Source organism: Allorhizobium sp. nf9_anc, from assembly GCF_056323085.1.
On record NZ_CM150481.1, the window covers coordinates 2,003,661 to 2,019,558 of the forward strand.

The 15,898-nt window shown below is 62.7% G+C and carries 16 protein-coding genes; 5 read left to right on the forward strand and 11 right to left on the reverse strand.

Annotation, left to right across the window (positions count from 1 at the left end):
- The first annotated feature begins 511 nt into the window (after window positions 1-511).
- The gene (locus tag AC02Y0_RS09580) at window positions 512-823 is read left to right on the forward strand and encodes a DUF1883 domain-containing protein (protein WP_476383651.1); all 312 of its coding nucleotides are present in this window, start codon (window positions 512-514) and stop codon (window positions 821-823) included.
- 58 nt (window positions 824-881) lie between these two features.
- Here the strand turns inward: AC02Y0_RS09580 and AC02Y0_RS09585 are convergent, their stop codons facing one another.
- The 5 genes from AC02Y0_RS09585 to AC02Y0_RS09605 all read right to left on the reverse strand — a co-directional run bounded on the left by AC02Y0_RS09585 (window position 882) and on the right by AC02Y0_RS09605 (window position 7,754).
- Window positions 882-2,297, reverse strand: a complete 1,416-nt coding sequence (locus AC02Y0_RS09585; RefSeq protein WP_476383652.1) for a flavin monoamine oxidase family protein — start codon at window positions 2,295-2,297, stop codon at window positions 882-884.
- Window positions 2,287-3,780 (reverse strand): diguanylate cyclase domain-containing protein, encoded by a 1,494-nt coding sequence (locus tag AC02Y0_RS09590; RefSeq protein ID WP_476383653.1) that lies wholly within the window; start codon window positions 3,778-3,780, stop codon window positions 2,287-2,289. The genes AC02Y0_RS09585 and AC02Y0_RS09590 overlap by 11 nt, the downstream gene beginning before the upstream one ends.
- 82 nt (window positions 3,781-3,862) lie before the next feature.
- Window positions 3,863-5,176: a replication-associated recombination protein A gene (locus AC02Y0_RS09595; RefSeq protein ID WP_476383654.1), complete on the reverse strand. Its 1,314-nt coding sequence runs from the start codon at window positions 5,174-5,176 to the stop codon at window positions 3,863-3,865.
- Window positions 5,173-6,579, reverse strand: a complete 1,407-nt coding sequence (locus AC02Y0_RS09600) for a DegQ family serine endoprotease (RefSeq protein ID WP_476383655.1) — start codon at window positions 6,577-6,579, stop codon at window positions 5,173-5,175. The genes AC02Y0_RS09595 and AC02Y0_RS09600 overlap by 4 nt, the downstream gene beginning before the upstream one ends.
- Window positions 6,580-6,686: 107 nt before the next feature.
- Window positions 6,687-7,754: a serine hydrolase domain-containing protein gene (locus AC02Y0_RS09605; protein WP_476383656.1), complete on the reverse strand. Its 1,068-nt coding sequence runs from the start codon at window positions 7,752-7,754 to the stop codon at window positions 6,687-6,689.
- 148 nt (window positions 7,755-7,902) lie between these two features.
- Here AC02Y0_RS09605 and AC02Y0_RS09610 point away from each other — a divergent pair, with 148 nt between their 5' ends.
- Complete coding sequence (locus tag AC02Y0_RS09610) at window positions 7,903-8,268, forward strand: lysozyme inhibitor LprI family protein (protein ID WP_476383657.1); 366 nt, start codon at window positions 7,903-7,905, stop codon at window positions 8,266-8,268.
- Between the two features lie 16 nt (window positions 8,269-8,284).
- Here AC02Y0_RS09610 and AC02Y0_RS09615 read toward each other — a convergent pair whose 3' ends face one another.
- Together AC02Y0_RS09615 and AC02Y0_RS09620 are read right to left on the reverse strand one after the other, a co-directional pair.
- Entirely contained in the window at window positions 8,285-8,626 is a 342-nt protein-coding gene (locus AC02Y0_RS09615; RefSeq protein ID WP_476383658.1) for a type II toxin-antitoxin system PemK/MazF family toxin, read from the reverse strand.
- On the reverse strand, window positions 8,613-8,834 hold the full coding sequence (locus AC02Y0_RS09620) for a type II toxin-antitoxin system PrlF family antitoxin (RefSeq protein ID WP_476383659.1): 222 nt from the start codon (window positions 8,832-8,834) through the stop codon (window positions 8,613-8,615). The genes AC02Y0_RS09615 and AC02Y0_RS09620 overlap by 14 nt, the downstream gene beginning before the upstream one ends.
- A gap of 103 nt (window positions 8,835-8,937) precedes the next feature.
- On the opposite strand from AC02Y0_RS09620, the gene AC02Y0_RS09625 reads away from it, so the two are divergent.
- The gene (locus tag AC02Y0_RS09625) at window positions 8,938-9,234 is read left to right on the forward strand and encodes a nucleotidyltransferase family protein (RefSeq protein ID WP_476383660.1); all 297 of its coding nucleotides are present in this window, start codon (window positions 8,938-8,940) and stop codon (window positions 9,232-9,234) included.
- A gap of 146 nt (window positions 9,235-9,380) precedes the next feature.
- On the opposite strand, the gene AC02Y0_RS09630 is transcribed toward AC02Y0_RS09625, so the two are convergent.
- A complete protein-coding gene (locus AC02Y0_RS09630; protein ID WP_476383661.1) occupies window positions 9,381-10,298 on the reverse strand; it encodes a LysR substrate-binding domain-containing protein in 918 nt (305 codons plus the stop codon).
- A 123-nt stretch (window positions 10,299-10,421) separates the two neighbouring features.
- On the opposite strand from AC02Y0_RS09630, the gene AC02Y0_RS09635 reads away from it, so the two are divergent.
- Window positions 10,422-11,552, forward strand: a complete 1,131-nt coding sequence (locus AC02Y0_RS09635; RefSeq protein WP_476384005.1) for a TauD/TfdA family dioxygenase — start codon at window positions 10,422-10,424, stop codon at window positions 11,550-11,552.
- Window positions 11,549-12,313, forward strand: a complete 765-nt coding sequence (locus tag AC02Y0_RS09640; RefSeq protein WP_476383662.1) for a class II aldolase/adducin family protein — start codon at window positions 11,549-11,551, stop codon at window positions 12,311-12,313. The genes AC02Y0_RS09635 and AC02Y0_RS09640 overlap by 4 nt, the downstream gene beginning before the upstream one ends.
- Window positions 12,314-12,322: 9 nt before the next feature.
- Here the strand turns inward: AC02Y0_RS09640 and AC02Y0_RS09645 are convergent, their stop codons facing one another.
- The 3 genes from AC02Y0_RS09645 to ilvD form a co-directional block, all read right to left on the reverse strand.
- The gene (locus tag AC02Y0_RS09645) at window positions 12,323-12,751 is read right to left on the reverse strand and encodes a VOC family protein (RefSeq protein WP_476383663.1); all 429 of its coding nucleotides are present in this window, start codon (window positions 12,749-12,751) and stop codon (window positions 12,323-12,325) included.
- A gap of 76 nt (window positions 12,752-12,827) precedes the next feature.
- Window positions 12,828-13,922 (reverse strand): acyltransferase family protein, encoded by a 1,095-nt coding sequence (locus AC02Y0_RS09650; RefSeq protein WP_476383664.1) that lies wholly within the window; start codon window positions 13,920-13,922, stop codon window positions 12,828-12,830.
- A 121-nt stretch (window positions 13,923-14,043) separates the two neighbouring features.
- Window positions 14,044-15,879 (reverse strand): dihydroxy-acid dehydratase, encoded by a 1,836-nt coding sequence (gene ilvD, locus AC02Y0_RS09655; RefSeq protein ID WP_476383665.1) that lies wholly within the window; start codon window positions 15,877-15,879, stop codon window positions 14,044-14,046.
- Window positions 15,880-15,898 lie beyond the last annotated feature (19 nt).

Genomic DNA, 15,898 nt, shown 5'->3' on the forward strand with positions numbered 1-15,898 from the left:
TGCAGCGGGAAAAAACGTCGAACGAGGCGCCGGAAGGAGCCACATAAAACTACTTAGACAGGTTGCTTCTGGCGCCTCGTCCGAGACAAATTTCAGCCCACCCGGAGGGAGCGATCCCGACCGGCGGCGAAGCTTGGGGTTTTTGACAATCGGTTTTCCCCTCTCCCCCTTGTGGGAGAGGTTACAAAATCGAGGGCTTAGCCTGATCAGGGCTAAACCTCAGATTTTGTTGGTGAGGGGATCGGTGCTGCGGGCACGACGAACGGACCCCCTCACTTGCGATTTCAGATGTTTAGGCGGCTTACGCTCGCCTAATTCATCGAAATCGCTTTCTCCCCCACCAAGGGGGAGATGGGCCTCGCACACGCAGGTCCCTCTTTCATTCCGATAAACGCCGCGTCCCAAAAAAGTCCGCCCTGCCCGGCCCTGCGCCACCCTCCGGCCAACGCTTCCTTAACGGCCTTGCGGTACATTACGATAGATTAAAAGACTGGACGGAGACCCGAGCGAAATGTCCAAACCGACCTTCCGCTTCACCCATTACGACCTGAAGGAACAGCGCGCCGGCACCATTATCGAGGTGACGTTGTCTGCCGTGAACAATGTGCGGCTAATGACGCCGACGAATTTCCAGCGCTTCAAAGAAACGCTCGATTACAAGTTTCTCGGTGGCGTGGCGAAGAAGTCGCCGCTCAAAATCGTCATTCCGGAAAGCGGCCATTGGCACATGATCGTCGACATGGAAGGCCATCACGGACTGGCCGAATCCAAGGTCAAGATGATCGCGGCCCCTGTCGTGCAGCCGAAGCAGAAGGCATCTTAAGGCCTTCTCACCTCCCCTTGGCCACTGCCCTTTCCCCACGTCATCGGCCCAAAGCCAATCAGCCCTTGCGGTCTGCAAGGATCGCAAGAGCCGCCCGTTCCCCGCTCAGCATCGCGCCATGCACCGTGCCGAAATAGTCGGCACTCACATGTTCGCCTGCTAGCCGAAGGCGCGGTCCGGCAGGTTTGGACAGCGTGTGGTGATCGGCAGGCTCTGCGCCCACAGCGGGGAAGGAATAGGCGCCGAGCGCATGAGGATCGGTTGACCAGGCATGGCGGGCGATCGCTTTCGGCTCTGGCACGTCATCCCCAAACATATCGCGCAGCACTGCCGTGATATCGGCGACAAGAGCCGCCTCATCCATCACATCGACACGGGCTGCGTAATCGCCGCTAGCGATCAGCGTCAGCACCGGCGCATCCTGGATCGGCATCAGGTTCAGCATATCGGCGAAACGGCCACGATCATTCCCGGCATAGCCCAGGAAATGCTGGTCCTTCGGCCAGAAGGCCGCGTCGAAGGCAACCGACACCTTGGCCAGCTGGCCGAAGCCGATGGCGGCAATCGCCTTCTGCTGTGGCTGTGGCAGCGGCGGATCAAAGGCGATGCGCCCGGCCTTCAACACGCCGAGTGGCACGGTGACGATGCAATGATCCGCCTCGAAGCGCCCGTTATCCGTTTCGACGATGACGCCGTCCTGCGTGTGGCGGATGCGGGTGACCGGATGGCCCAGGCGGATATCGAGTCGCTTGCCCAGGAATGTCGGCAGGCGGTCATACCCTTCGCGGAGCACGGCGTCCGGCCCGTCGAACATCTCGCCGGCATCGACATGCAGGGCCGAAATCTGTGACAGGGATGCCGCAAACTCGCCCTCATAGGTATCGGTGAGCGCCCAGTTACCGATCGGCTCCTGAAGCAGCGCCGGGTCGAGAAGCTCGATGACATCGAGCAGCGACAGGGAGCCATCGCCATCGTCCTCTTCGGCGGCTTTCTCGGCGATCTGCTCGAGATCATCGAAGACATCGTCGATCTCGAAGTCCTCGGGCTCGACGCCACCGGGCTGGAAGAGTTGCCAGCGCTCCTGATCGATGAAGAAGGGTGTGGCGCCGGCTTCCACCGCGAGCTCAGCTGCCGGATTGTCGTTGAAGCCGTGAATGAAGTTGGCCCCGTGCTCGACGGGCACCCCGAGGCTGCGGTCGGTGAAGATGCGGCCGCCGATCCGGTCCCGGGCTTCCAGCACGATCACCTCAGCACCGGCCTCGGCAAGGTTGGCGGCAGCGGAAAGACCCGCCATTCCAGCCCCCACCACGATGACCTTCAGCCCCTTGCCGGCACCGGAGCTGGCCGCAGGCGCATCGCTTGGGGCCGGCGGTGAGGTTTGCGCCAGGGCAAGGCGAACTGACGACGCGGTCGACAGGCCGGCCGAAGCAGCGAGCAGAAGGAGCAGCCTGCGACGGATCAGATCAGGCCGCATCGACCGCCGGCTCCTCCTCTTCCGGGGGCAGATCCTCAGCGAAGAAGGCCCGGCCGCGACCGCCTTGCTTGGAGGCGTAAAGCGCCCGGTCGGCAATCGCCATGATCGGGCGGGCCGCTGCACCGTTTTCAGGCGCAATGGCAATGCCGAGGCTGATGCCGACATCCACAACCGCGCCGCTCGAGAGCGTGATCGGCTGGGATATCGACGTGATGACGTGCTGGGCGAGCATCGCAAGGCGCGGCCGGTCGCGGAAGGCATTGATCAGCACGACGAATTCGTCACCGCCGACGCGCCCGACCAGCCCGTATTCGCCGACGGCGTCGCGCAGCCGCTCGGCCACCACGCGGATGACCTCGTCGCCGGCGCCGTGGCCGTGGAGATCGTTGACGGCCTTGAAGCGGTCGAGATCGCTCGCGATCACCGCAAAGGGCGCATGGGCGAGCCGGTCGGCGGCCTCGTTCAGCGCCTTGTCGAAGCAGAGGCGGTTGGCAAGCCCGGACAGGGCATCGCGATGGGCGAGTTCGCGGTTGCGGCGCTCGCTCTCCTCAAGCCGCTCCGAGAGGCGGCCGATATAGCGGCCGAGCACGAAGCTGGCTGCAAACAGCAGGCCGCAAAGCAGGATGACGGTGGGCACGACCAGGGTCCAGATGTCAGCGCCCGGCTTGTAAAGGGTAAAGTCGAAGCTGCCGAGAACCTCGCCATCGACGCCCTTTACCGCCAGCAGCCCGTCGCTGTTGCGGTTGAACTGCAGGCCGCCATATTCGAGCTGGCTGTTGATGTCCGCAACGAATTCCGCGTCGATCGGCCGGGCTGAGACAAGAATGACGGGATCGCCATCCGGCAGCGCCACCTCACCGTCGTCAGGCACGATCGCCATGGCCGTGGTCAGCATGACGTCGCCGTCGATCTCGGCGAAACCGAAGGCTGCGATGGCATGAACCTGCGACGGGGGTACCTGCTTCTGGCCATAGCCGCCGTCGATCGTGGTGCGATGGGCGTGGTGCTGGGTGAGCGCGAGCTCCGCAATTGCCTTCAGATCCTCGCCGGGCTTAAGATCACGGGCGGTGAGATCCTCCTCGTCCTGAACGGCCGACATCAAAAGGCGACCGCCGGGGCCGATCAGGAAGCTGCGCTCGTGGCCGAAATCGTACCAGAGCGAGGAGACGAACTCCTCGACGACGTAAGAGGGACGAAACTTCAGCGTGATGTATTTGACCGAGCGGTCCCAGCGCGCCAGACCCAGCTGATCGCGGGCAAGAAGGCTGTGGCGATCCCGCAGGACGTTTTCCAGCATGAGGATCTGCTTCTCGACCGCGATATCGTCGGCCTTTCGCGACGCGATATAGCCGATGAACAGCAGCGACAGCGCCGAGAGCGTGATCAGCACCAGCGAGAAGAGCTTGACCAGTGTCGGCAAGCCAATGCGCGGCGGCTCCGTGCCTCCGGCGTGCAGATAGCTCAGTTCGGTCTTCTTCGGCATGCGCAATCCCTAGGTTCGGACGAGAACACTAGGGCATAGCGCTTAAAAGCAGCTTAAGCTGAAATGACGATAGGCAAGCGGCTTAGCCGCCTCCCCTTTCCCGGCGCAATTTCGCCCACCAGTCGAGGCGCTTCTTGATCTCCCGCTCGAAGCCGCGCTCTGGCGGATCGTAGAAGGTCTGGCGGCCCATCTTTTCGGGGAAATAGTCCTGACCGGAAAAGGCATCGGGCTCATCGTGATCGTAACGATATCCCTCGTTATAGCCTTCCGCCTTCATCAGCTTGGTCGGGGCGTTCAGGATATGCTTGGGCGGCAGAAGCGAGCCGTGCTCCTTGGCGGCGCGCATGGCGGCCTTGTAGGCGACATAGACGCCGTTCGACTTCGGCGCGGTCGCGAGATAGACGCAGGCCTGGGCCAGCGCCAGTTCACCCTCGGGAGAGCCGAGGTAATCATAGGCGTCCTTGGCGGCATTGCAGACCACCAGCGCCTGCGGGTCGGCAAGGCCGATATCCTCGACGGCCATGCGCACCAGCCGCCGCCCGAGATAGAGCGGATCCTCGCCGGCGTCGAACATGCGGCAGAGATAATAAAGCGCTGCATCCGGATCTGAGCCCCGAACGGCCTTGTGGAGCGCCGAGATCAGATTGTAGTGGCCATCCTGGCCCTTGTCGTAGACCGGCGCGCGGCGCTGGACGATCTTTCCCAGACCTTCCGTGTCGAAGACTTCGCCCGGGCGGGCGGCACGCCAGACTTCTTCGGCAAGCGTCAAAGAGGCGCGGCCATCGCCATCGGCCATGCGGATCAGGGTTGCGCGGGCATCCGCGTCCAGCGGCAGCGGCTTGGCTTCCGTTTCCTCGGCACGCTTCAGAAGCGTCTCGATGCTGTCGGTATCATGGCTCTTGAAGGTGAGCACCCGCGCCCGCGACAAAAGAGCGGCGTTCAGTTCGAAGCTCGGGTTTTCGGTCGTTGCACCCACGAGGATGACGGTGCCATCCTCCATGACCGGCAGGAAACTGTCCTGCTGGGCGCGGTTGAAGCGGTGGATCTCATCGACGAAGAGCAGCGTCTGACGGCCCTCCATGCGGCGCAGGCGGGCGCTTTCGAAGACCTTCTTGAGGTCAGCGACGCCCGAAAAGATCGCCGAGATCTGCTCGAAGGCAAGCCCCGCCTCGCCCGACAGAAGCCGGGCGACGGTGGTCTTGCCGGTGCCGGGCGGGCCCCAGAAGATCATCGATCCGAGCGAACCTGCCGCGATCATCCGGGCCAGCACGCCATCCTCGCCGGTCAGGTGTTCCTGGCCGGTGACTTCGGCGAGGTTCTTCGGCCGCAGGCGGTCGGCGAGCGGGCGACGCTCGGCCATTTCCTTCGACATCTGCGGCGCGAAGAGGTCACTCATCGGAAGATCTGCCGGATGCGCTGGCCGTCGCGTTCGATCTCGACCCGCCAGAAGCCGGGATCGCTCTCGGCGATCTTCTGCAGGTCCTCGACCGAGGCAATATCCTCGCCGTTGACGGCCACGACAATGTCGCGCGGCTGGAAGCCGAGGCGGGCCGCGGGCGAACCGCGGACGATATCGGTGACCACGACGCCGGTGACTTCTGAGGCCATCTTCAGCTCATAGGCCAGACGCGGCGAGAGGTTGCCGGCGCGGAGGCCGGCAAAGGGGCTGCGGCCCTCGATCAGCTGGATGTCGCGCGGACGGGTTTCGGGGGCTGCGGCAAGCGTCAGCGCGATCGTCTCTTCGCGACCGTCTTCCTGAACCGTCAGTTCTGCCTTCTTGCCCAGTCCTGCGGTGGTCAGACGATAGCCGAGGGCATCGGGATGCTCGACGGGGATGCCATTGACGGCGGTGACCACCTGGCCGGGCTTCAGACCCGCCTTGGCCGCCGGGCCATCCTCGGCGATGCGCACCACGAGCGCGCCGCGTACCGTTTTCAGGCCAAGGGCTTCGGCAACATCCGAGGTGACCGGCTCGAAGCTCGCACCGACATAGGGCCGCTCAAAGCTTGCCTCGCCGCGATCGGCGGCATCGAGGAAGACGCGAACGAGATTACCGGGGATCGCGAAGCCGACACCGTTCGAGCCGCCACCGCGCGAAAAGATCGCCGTGTTGATGCCGATCAGCTCGCCGTTCATGTTGACCAGCGCACCGCCGGAATTGCCGGGATTGATGGCGGCATCGGTCTGGATGAAGAAGCCGAAATCGCCTTCCGTCACCTGGTTGCGGGCGAGCGCCGAGACGATGCCCGAGGTGACCGTCTGGCCGACGCCGAAGGGGTTGCCGATGGCGAGCACGAGATCGCCGACTTCGGTCGCGTCGGAATTGCCGATCGGGAGCGTGGGCATGACCTCGTTGGTTTCGAATTTCAGGACGGCGAGATCGAGGCGATCGTCCTTCAGCACGACCTTGACCGGGAATTCACGGCCGTCGGCCAGGGCCACCTTGATGTCGTCGGCACCATCGATGACGTGGTTGTTGGTGACAACTACGCCATCGGCCTCGACGATCACGCCGGAGCCCAGCGAGGACTGCTTTTCGGTGCGGTTCGGCATGCGCTGGCCGAAGAATTGCTCAAGGAAGGGATCGCCGGCAAACAGGCTGGAGCGACGCTGGACGAGGCGCTCGGCATAGACATTGACCACGGCGCCGCGCGCCTGCTTGACCAAGGGCGCGAAGGAGAGCTGCATCTCGAGCTGGCTCTGCGGCACGGCCTTGTCCTGCGCAAGCGCGGGAGCAGAGAGCGGCACCATAAGAGCGACAATCACGGCAATCGGTTTGAGACGGTCGAAGCGCGGCATGCAAAGATCCTTCATGCGATCATGGACGTTCTAGACCCGGTTCCTGCTCCGGCAAATAGGCAGAAGCAAGGACGACCAATCGCAGATGGGGATAACGTTTGCCCGGCTCAAGCCCCGACCGTTTCGATGATGCGCGTCATCAGGCCATGGAGCTCATCGCGGTAACCGGTGCGGGCGGAAGGGGCTGCTTCGTTCGATGTCATGGCGACGGTCAGACCGCGGCTTGGGGTGATGTAGAGCATCTGTCCGCCGTAGCCCCAGGCATAATTCACCTGCTCGCCCGCCATCTCCTTCAGGAACCAGGCATAACCGTAGCCATCGCCGTTGAAGACGGAATTGGTGCGGCGGATCCAGCTTTCGCGGATCCAGGCCTCCGAGATGACCCGCGTGCCGTCCTCGGTCACGCCGCCCCGGCGATAGAGTTCGCCGAAGGCATGCAGCGAGCGCGGCGTCATCGCCATCTGGTTGCCGCCGAGATAGAAGCCCTGGGGATCGCGATCCCAGGACCCGATCCGGAACCCTTCGAGCGGCTCCAGCCATTCGCGGGCAAGCGCCAGCGTCGGTTTGCCCGAGACCTTGGTGAGGATGACCGACAGAAGATGGGTCGACGCCGTCGAGTAGAGCATGCCGCCGCCCGGTTCGTCGACGAAATCGGCGGCGAGCGCAAAACGCGTCCAGTTGCGGCTCGCAACCCATCGGCCGTAATTCGGGCCGGACATGCGGTCGAGGCCAGAGCGCATCGACAAGAGATGGCCGATGGTGATCTGCGACAGGCGCGGATCGGGATTGGCGGGAAACTCCGAGCGCAGCACGGTTTCGATGCGCTGGTCGACGCCTTCGAGCAGGCCCTTGTCGATGGCAATGCCGACCAGTGCGGAGACAACGCATTTCGAGGCGGATTTGATGTTGGTGGATCCATCAAGCGAATTGTTGCCATAGGCGCGCTCGCCGAGCGTTTCGCCATTGCGGGTGACGATGACGGTTTCCAGCGTATCCAGCCTGCGGGCTTCTTCGAGCAGCGTCGCGATACGCGGGCGGAGGACATCGAGATTTGCGGGCGGCGCCGCTTCATCCGCGGGCACCGTCACAGCCGGCTCTGCCGACTGGGCAAAGGCGCGAGATACGGAAAGAATCGGCACGGTGGCTGCGGCGGCGAGGAGGGTTCTTCTGTTCATGGTGGTGAAGGTAGGGATTGTGGCTGGCAATGACAGGACCTTTTGCGGATTTTCACCGGATAGTGAGAGGCTGGCATGCGCGGATTGCATGGAACGATGGGCCGGCTGCGGGCGTTGCTTCGGCAAGTTAAAACCGAGCGAGGTGACCATGTCCGATACAACCGCAGCCACGCGCGCCATCCTGTTTGCACTTCTGGCTGGCCCCGTTTTGGCGGGCGCGCTTCCGGCCCACGCGGCAAGCTTCGACTGCCAGAAGCCCGACCTTGCCGAGGACGAGACGGCCATCTGCGAGACGCTGTCGCTCAACGACATGGACGTGAAGATGGTCACCACCTTCGAGCTTCTCTCCGGCCTGCTGGCCATGGGCGCGCGGGGTGAACTGCAGGACCAGCAGATCGAGTGGCTGACCAAGCGCGGCGAATGCAAGGGCGACGTCGCCTGCCTGACGGCCGTCTATACGGCGCGGATGGCGCAGCTAGCTGTGGTGTATGAGGGTATTCAGCGGCCGAAGTGAGCTTTGCTGCCGGAACTCAACTACGACCCAGCAGCTCAGATATTCTTGTCAGCACAGCAGCTGTCATCGATGGAGATGCGGCACCCAAGGGCTCCACATTGCGCGCCTCGACAGTCGCCAATTTCACCGGGCGCACGACCGAAGGTGCCGGCAAGCCGGCTTGCAGATGCTCGGGAATGACAACGTCCTGCGGCCAAGGGCGGTTTTCCGCAGAGGTGATCATGGCAACCCACAAAAGGCCCTCGCCTTCGCCAATTCCACCGTTCGAAACGACGAAAGCCGGCCTTCGCTGACGCGTGTCGCGATCTGTATAGGGAAAGGGAACGCGCACGATATCGCCTTGCTCAAAGGTCGGCATACGCGCGCCTATCCGCTTCACTGTCCCATTCGGAGAAAGTGGCGAAGGGATCCTCCAATGGGTGATCCGACGCGGCTCGTGACAACAGGACGCGGCCGTCAGCCTCGATCGTGTAGACGATTGCGTCGCCCTCCTTCAACCGGAGAGCCGCCCGAACGGCTTGGGGAACCGTGGTTTGCGCCTTGCTGCTCAGCTTGCTCGTGATCATAAAGCTACCTCTCCCCAGAAAGTAAGGAATTTCCTTGTTTCAGGCAAGAGGCAGGCAGAGCACCCAAAGTGACGGGCAAGATACCGTGTGGTAATATGTAATCATGAAGCAGGTTGAAGCCCTAGCGAAGCTCCGTTGGCTTGCCCCAAGGGTCCAGGGCATGGGAGCGACCGCGCTATTCATTTTCGGCTCGACGGCCCGCGACGAAGCCAAGCCAACAAGTGATCTGGACCTGTTCATCGACCATGATCCAGCCCGAAAGTTCTCTCTCATCGAACTCATCGGCATCCAGCAGTTTCTGGAGCAGGAGCTTTCGATCACTATAGATCTCACGACTCGGAATAGCCTGCACCCCATGCTCAGGGCCGATATCGAGCGGTCCGCACTTCGGGTGTTCTGATTGCCTGTTAGAGCCCTTGGGCGTGCCGGACAGCGGCCTCTCGAAGGAGAGGTAAAAAGGCCATCCCGCTTGATATTCTTCGCGAGACGCAGCCCCTTCCTAGGGGAGACATCCAACAGCAATGACTTCGCTATTTTCCTAACTTCCTATTTCTCTTCACTTCTCGACGCCCCACTCTCGATCCCCTCCCCCAACCACGCCACAAACGCCTTGACCGCCGGGCGTTTTGCCGCCGCCGGTGCGACTGTGGCGAAATAGGCGGTGCCGAGGCCGAGGGCTCCATCGGGCCAGGATTTGAGGCTGCCGTCGGCGACGAGGGTGTCGGTGATTGAGCGCCAGCCGAGCATCAGACCTCGGCCGTCGAGGGCTGCCTGGACGGCCTGGACGTAGTTGTCGAAGATGTGAGATGGGCCGCGCGGTTTGGGGAGGTCGCGACGGGCGAGATAGTCGGTCCAGCCTTCCCAGTGGCGCGCTTCGACCGTGCGGACATGGATCAGCGGGGCAGCGTCCAGCCCCTCGCCTTTTGACAGCAGGCTTTCGACCAATGCCGGGCGACCGACGGGGCAGACAGTCTCGTCGAAGAGGCGGAGCGTCGTGCCATCGGTCCAGGTGCCGCGGCCGTAGCGCAGGACGAGATCGGTGCCGGGCCACATCTGCGGCAGGTCGGTGGGGGGCACCTGGACATTGACGAAGAAGCCGGGATGGCGGGCGTAGAAATCGCTGAGGCGCGGCATCAGCCAGTGAGTAGCGAGGCCCATGGTGCAGGCGACGGTCAGGCGCTGGTCTTCGAGGCCTGTGCTGCTGCGGATTTCCTCGATGGTGTCGGCGATGAGGTCTAGGCCGTCGCGAGTGGCGCGGGCGAGCTGCTGGCCGGGTTCGGTGAGCCTTGCCGGACGGGTCGAGCGATCGATCAGGACGGCGCCGACATGCTCTTCCAGCGCCTTCAGGGCTTGCGTTACGGCAGGCTGGGTGACGTTCAGGGCGCTTGCCGCCTCGCGCATCGAGCCGAGCCGGGCGACGGCCTCGAAGGTGGTCAGCAGACGCAGGGGTGGCAGACGGCTCAACTTAATCTCCAGCTTAACTCAGCATAAGCATAATCGCTCTGGCCTCGCCTGCAAAGTCGGATGATGATCGTCAAATCCGATATTCTCTTCCGCTGTCCAGACTTAAGGAAAACCGCTGTGAATATGCATGTTGCGACCGGGGCCGTCACGCTTGCCGACAAGGGGCTTCACCTGCCGCTTTCCGAGGGTGGGCAGGCCTATTTCAATTACTACTGGCTGCGTGACAATTGCCCCTCCTCCTTCGACAGCACGACGCGCGAACGCAGCTTCGACATCTTTCATCTGTCGGCCGCACCGCGCGCCGATAGCGCCGAGATCGAGGACGGCATGCTGGTGATCCGCTGGGCGGGTGAGAACCATGTGTCGCGCTTTCCGCTGTCGCTGCTGGCGCTCTACACCGAGGGCAAACATCGGCCTGACCCCGCCGACCTGCCGCGCAAGGCCTGGTTCAGCGACCACTATCCTGATGTCCCGCGCTTCTCGCAGCCGGAGCTGATGCGCGATCCGAAGAAGGTTGCGGAATGGCTGGAGGCGATGATCGTCGAGGGGCTGACGATCGTCACCGACATGCCCGACAGCAACGAAGGGCTGACCGAGACCGTCAAGCTGATGGGCCATGTGCGGCCGACCTTCTTCGGCGAATATTTCGATGTGAAGACGCATATCAACCCGACCAACACCGCCTATACGGCGAAGGCGTTGGAGCTGCATACCGACACGCCGGCGGAGGAGCATGCGCCGGGCATCCAGTTTCTGCATTGTCGGGCCAATACCGTCGAGGGCGGGATGAGCATCTATTCAGATGGTGTTGCCGTGGCCAATGCCTTCCGCGAGATCGATCCTGAGGGGTTCAAGCTCTTGTCGGAGATCGATATTCCGTTCTTCTGCGAACACGACACCTACGACATGCGCTCGCGGCAGCGGGTGATCGAACTCGACAAACATGGCGAGGTCTCGGGTCTGACGATCAGCCAGCATATGGCCGATCTGTTCGACCTGCCGCAGACCGTGCTCGACGATTATTACCCGGCCTTCTGCCGCTTCGGCAAAATGCTGCAGGACGACAAGTTCATGATGCGCTTCCTGATGAAGGCGGGGGACTGCATGGTGTTCGACAACCACCGCATCGTACATGGCCGCATGGCCTATTCGGCGACCAGCGGCGATCGTTATCTGCGCGGCTGCTACGCCGATCGCGAGGAGATGCGCTCGACCTATCGGGCGCTGACGACGGAAGGGCGGTTCAAGGCATGAATATTTCCCCTTCGGTCAACGACATGCTCGATGAGGCTGATCTAACCACGCTGCGTCAGGATCTGGCGGCGGCCTTCCGGCTCTGCCATCGCTTCGGCTGGAGCGAGTCGGTCGGCAATCATTTCAGCGCTGCGGTCTCCGCCAATGGGCGAAAATTCCTGCTCAATCCGCGCTGGCAGCATTTTGCCACGGTAAAGGCGAGCGATCTGCTGCTGCTCGATGCAGATGACCCTGGCGTGATGAACCGGCCCAATGCGCCGGATCCGTCGGCCTGGACCGTGCATGGCACGCTGCACCGGATGCTGCCGGAGGCGCGGGTGATCCTGCATTGCCATTCGCCCTATGCGGTAGCGCTGTCCTGCCTCAAGGACCCGACGCTTCTGCCGCTCGACAACAACACGGCGCGGTTTTTCGGGCGGATCGGCTATGACCTCGATTTTGGCGGCATCGCCGACGCGGCGGAGGAAGGCGAACGGCTGGCGGAGATGATCCGCGGCAAGGCGGTGCTGGTCATGGGCAATCACGGCGTTTCGGTTGCCGGCGAGACGGTGGCGGATGCCTTCGAGGACCTCTATTTCTTCGAGAAGGCAGCGCAGACGATGGTGCTGGCGCTTTCGACCGGCCAGCCGCTGGCCGTGCTATCGGATGAGATTGCGCAGGGCACCTCGGACGGGTGGATTCCGTATCGGGGCATGGCGGAGAAGCACTTCGCCTATCTGAAGTCGTGCCTGGACAAGGAAGATCCGAGCTACCGGGATTAAGGCGAGGCGTCAGGCGCATCCATCCGGATATTCGGCCGGGCCCTTGATCTCGATCGTGTTCCCGAAGGGGTCCTTCACATAGAAGGAATGGCCGATGCCGCGGGCACCGCCGTGGAGGGCTTCGCGGTCTATCGCCACACCGTGGCGGGCGAGATGGGCGCGCAGCTCGTTATGGTCGAAGGGGCCGGTTGCGATGCAGATATGGTCAACGTTGCGACCGCCTGCGACGGGCGGGGCAGCCTTGTGGCCGCCGGGATGGGTAATGTCCCAGAGCACGATTAAGGCACTGCCGCACCAGACCTGCTCCATGCCGAGCGCCGGATAGGTGTAGCCGGGGCGGCAACCGAGGACGTTATGATAGAAGCGGAGCGCCTTTTCCATGTCGTCGACGATGAAGACGACGTGGTCGATGCCGACAAGGCTGAAGGGGACGGTCATCTTGGCTCCTGATTACAAAAGGTATTGGCAAGCAATTGAGCGCCGGAGACACGATTGCCGGGAATGCCCCGATCGGTCAGCGGCTGGTCGGCTCGTTACCGGACCATTCGACGGTTCCCGTGGATGAGTGCCTGAGTCGGTACCGGCGAAGATCGATGCCGTTGATGAACCTGCGCGCAGGCCCCTCGATAAACAGATAGCTACCGATGGCACAGCACAGGGCGGCCATGACAAGCACGAGGACGTAGATCAAACCCATGTCCCGGAACCGGCCAGCCGCAACATAAAATGGCTGCTGCCAAAGATAGAGAGAATAGCTAACGAGCCCGAGAGACACCAGCGGCTTGAACGAAAGCGCCTCCCTTATCAGTTTCGGGGACTCGTCGAGCGCGTTGACACTCCAGGCCAACAGAAGCGTCGCCGCTCCATATTTGATATAACCGGGGGTCTGCTCGGCAAACATCATCAGGGCCAAAGGCAGGGCAAGCACCGTGATTGCTGGATGCATGAAGCGCCTTAGGTCAAACTCGCGGATCGCAAGAAAGGTCGAGGCGGAGATCAGGATCGAAGCGATGCGGACGTCGGTGCGCCAATAGACCAGTTCTTCGCGCTGGCCGAAATGCTCGCTGGAAATCACGCCGTTTACCACGCACAGGATCGCAGCTCCAATCATGCAGTACATCGCCAGCCGCGTATTGCGACGGGTGAACCAGGCAAGCGCCAGCAGGACGAGATAGCTGTTTTCCTCGACCGACAGCGACCAGGTATGAGCGAACACCAGGCCGCGCGCGTAGAAAAGCTCGAGATAGCTTGAGGTGAAAGTGAGCGCCGCGACGATGTCAGGTAGCTGTGCCAGCGGCTCGCGTGTGTGCATCAGTTCCACGCTCAGCAGGGCCGGAATGCTGACGCAGGATACGAAAAACAGCAGGGCCGGGTAGATGCGCGAAAAGCGGCGACGGAGGAACTCCAGAGCGTCCAGTTTGCGAACAAACAGGATCTCGGCCATCAGCCTGCCGGACAGGACAAAAAAGAGCTCGACCCCGAATGAACCGAACTCAAAGCCCGGGACCGGGAAGAAATGCCCGATCATCACGGCCAGAATGGCCAGACCGCGCCATCCATCGAGAAAGGCCAGTCTCTCGCTGGTGGGGTTTACGCCGCTCGCTGTCATGAACCATCTCCCGGGTATCCAGGCGATTTATTCAAACGGGCGGATTTTCGAAAGTTCAACGTGGAGAAGTGGTTAACGTCAACCCGTCGGTCATGCCGACGGATTGACGTGTGTAGACGCCTTACTCCGGCAGCTGGCGCACCGCGCCCTTGTCGGCGGACGAGGCGAAGGCGGCGTAGGCTTTCAGCGCGGTCGTGACGTTGCGCTTGCGCTTTTCTTCGGGGAACCAGCCCTTGGCGTCCTGTTCAACTCGGCGGCGTTCAAGCTCTGCCGGGTCAACGACGAGGTTGATCGTGCGGTTCGGGATGTCGATGTCGATGATGTCGCCTTCGCGGACGAGACCGATCGCGCCGCCCTGGGCTGCTTCCGGCGAGGCGTGGCCGATCGAGAGGCCCGAGGTGCCGCCGGAGAAACGGCCGTCGGTGATCAGCGCGCAGACCTTTCCGAGGCCCTTCGACTTCAGATAGCTCGTCGGATAGAGCATTTCCTGCATGCCGGGGCCACCCTTCGGGCCTTCATAGCGGATGACGACGACGTCGCCGGCCTTGACCTCGTTCGACAGGATTGCCTTGACGGAGGCGTCCTGGCTTTCGAAGACGCGGGCGGGACCGGAGAACTTCAAGATCGATTCATCAACGCCGGCCGTCTTCACGATGCAGCCGTCAAGCGCGATGTTGCCCTTGAGGACCGCCAGACCACCATCCTTGGAGAAGGGATGTTCGACGGAGCGGATGACGCCCTTCTCGCCGTCGGTGTCGAGATCATCCCAGCGCGAGGCCTGGGAGAAGGCCTGGGTGGTGCGAACGCCGCCGGGGGCCGCCTTGAAGAAGTCGCGCACGGTTTCGGAATTGGTGCGGGTGATGTCCCAGCGGTCGATGGCATGGCCGAGGGTTTCAGCATGCACGGTCGGGCAATCGCGGTTGATCAGGCCGCCGCGATCGAGTTCGCCGAGGATACGCATGATGCCGCCGGCGCGGTGGACGTCTTCCATGTGCACGTCCTGCTTGGCAGGGGCGACCTTGGACAGGCAGGGCACCTTGCGCGACAGGCGATCGATGTCGTCCATGGTGAAGTCGATACCGCCTTCATGGGCAGCGGCCAGGATGTGCAGAACCGTGTTGGTCGAGCCGCCCATGGCAATGTCGAGCGCCATGGCGTTTTCGAAGGCAGCCTTGGAGGCGACGTTGCGCGGCAGAACGCTTTCGTCGTCCTGTTCGTAGTAACGGCGGGTGATGTCGACGATCAGGTGGCCCGCTTCGACGAAGAGGCGCTTACGGTCGGCATGGGTTGCGAGCGTCGAGCCGTTGCCGGGCAGCGACAGACCAAGCGCTTCGGTGAGGCAGTTCATCGAGTTGGCGGTGAACATGCCCGAGCAGGAGCCGCATGTCGGACAGGCGGCCTTTTCGATCTCGTCGACATCGGCGTCGGAGATCTTGTCATCGGCAGCGGCGACCATGGCGTCGACGAGGTCAAGCGCCACCTTGCGGCCCTGCAGGATCGCCTTGCCGGCTTCCATCGGGCCGCCGGAGACGAAGACCGCGGGGATGTTGAGGCGCATGGCAGCCGATAGCATGCCGGGCGTGATCTTGTCGCAGTTGGAAATGCAGACCATGGCGTCGGCGCAATGGGCGTTGACCATGTACTCGACCGAGTCGGAGATGATCTCGCGCGACGGCAGCGAATAGAGCATGCCGTCATGGCCCATGGCGATGCCGTCATCGACGGCAATGGTGTTGAACTCCTTCGCCACGCCGCCGGCCGCTTCGATTTCGCGGACAACGAGCTGGCCGAGATCCTTCAGGTGGACGTGGCCTGGCACGAACTGGGTGAAGGAGTTGACGACCGCGATGATCGGCTTGCCGAAATCGCCGTCCTTCATGCCGGTGGCGCGCCACAGACCGCGGGCGCCGGCCATGTTGCGGCCGTGGGTGGTGGTTCTCGAACGATAGACGGGCATGGGTGTCACCTCGATGGCT

Bases quoted from the DNA above. Each gene is read 5' to 3' on its own strand.
- AC02Y0_RS09580 (WP_476383651.1), top strand. From the start codon at position 512: ATGTCCAAACCGACCTTCCGCTTCACCCATTACGACCTGAAGGAACAG.
- AC02Y0_RS09585 (WP_476383652.1), bottom strand. From the start codon at position 2,297: ATGCGGCCTGATCTGATCCGTCGCAGGCTGCTCCTTCTGCTCGCTGCT.
- AC02Y0_RS09590 (WP_476383653.1), bottom strand. From the start codon at position 3,780: ATGCCGAAGAAGACCGAACTGAGCTATCTGCACGCCGGAGGCACGGAG.
- AC02Y0_RS09595 (WP_476383654.1), bottom strand. From the start codon at position 5,176: ATGAGTGACCTCTTCGCGCCGCAGATGTCGAAGGAAATGGCCGAGCGT.
- AC02Y0_RS09600 (WP_476383655.1), bottom strand. From the start codon at position 6,579: ATGCCGCGCTTCGACCGTCTCAAACCGATTGCCGTGATTGTCGCTCTT.
- AC02Y0_RS09605 (WP_476383656.1), bottom strand. From the start codon at position 7,754: ATGAACAGAAGAACCCTCCTCGCCGCCGCAGCCACCGTGCCGATTCTT.
- AC02Y0_RS09610 (WP_476383657.1), top strand. From the start codon at position 7,903: ATGTCCGATACAACCGCAGCCACGCGCGCCATCCTGTTTGCACTTCTG.
- AC02Y0_RS09615 (WP_476383658.1), bottom strand. From the start codon at position 8,626: ATGCCGACCTTTGAGCAAGGCGATATCGTGCGCGTTCCCTTTCCCTAT.
- AC02Y0_RS09620 (WP_476383659.1), bottom strand. From the start codon at position 8,834: ATGATCACGAGCAAGCTGAGCAGCAAGGCGCAAACCACGGTTCCCCAA.
- AC02Y0_RS09625 (WP_476383660.1), top strand. From the start codon at position 8,938: ATGAAGCAGGTTGAAGCCCTAGCGAAGCTCCGTTGGCTTGCCCCAAGG.
- AC02Y0_RS09635 (WP_476384005.1), top strand. From the start codon at position 10,422: ATGCATGTTGCGACCGGGGCCGTCACGCTTGCCGACAAGGGGCTTCAC.
- AC02Y0_RS09640 (WP_476383662.1), top strand. From the start codon at position 11,549: ATGAATATTTCCCCTTCGGTCAACGACATGCTCGATGAGGCTGATCTA.
- AC02Y0_RS09645 (WP_476383663.1), bottom strand. From the start codon at position 12,751: ATGACCGTCCCCTTCAGCCTTGTCGGCATCGACCACGTCGTCTTCATC.
- AC02Y0_RS09650 (WP_476383664.1), bottom strand. From the start codon at position 13,922: ATGACAGCGAGCGGCGTAAACCCCACCAGCGAGAGACTGGCCTTTCTC.
- ilvD (WP_476383665.1), bottom strand. From the start codon at position 15,879: ATGCCCGTCTATCGTTCGAGAACCACCACCCACGGCCGCAACATGGCC.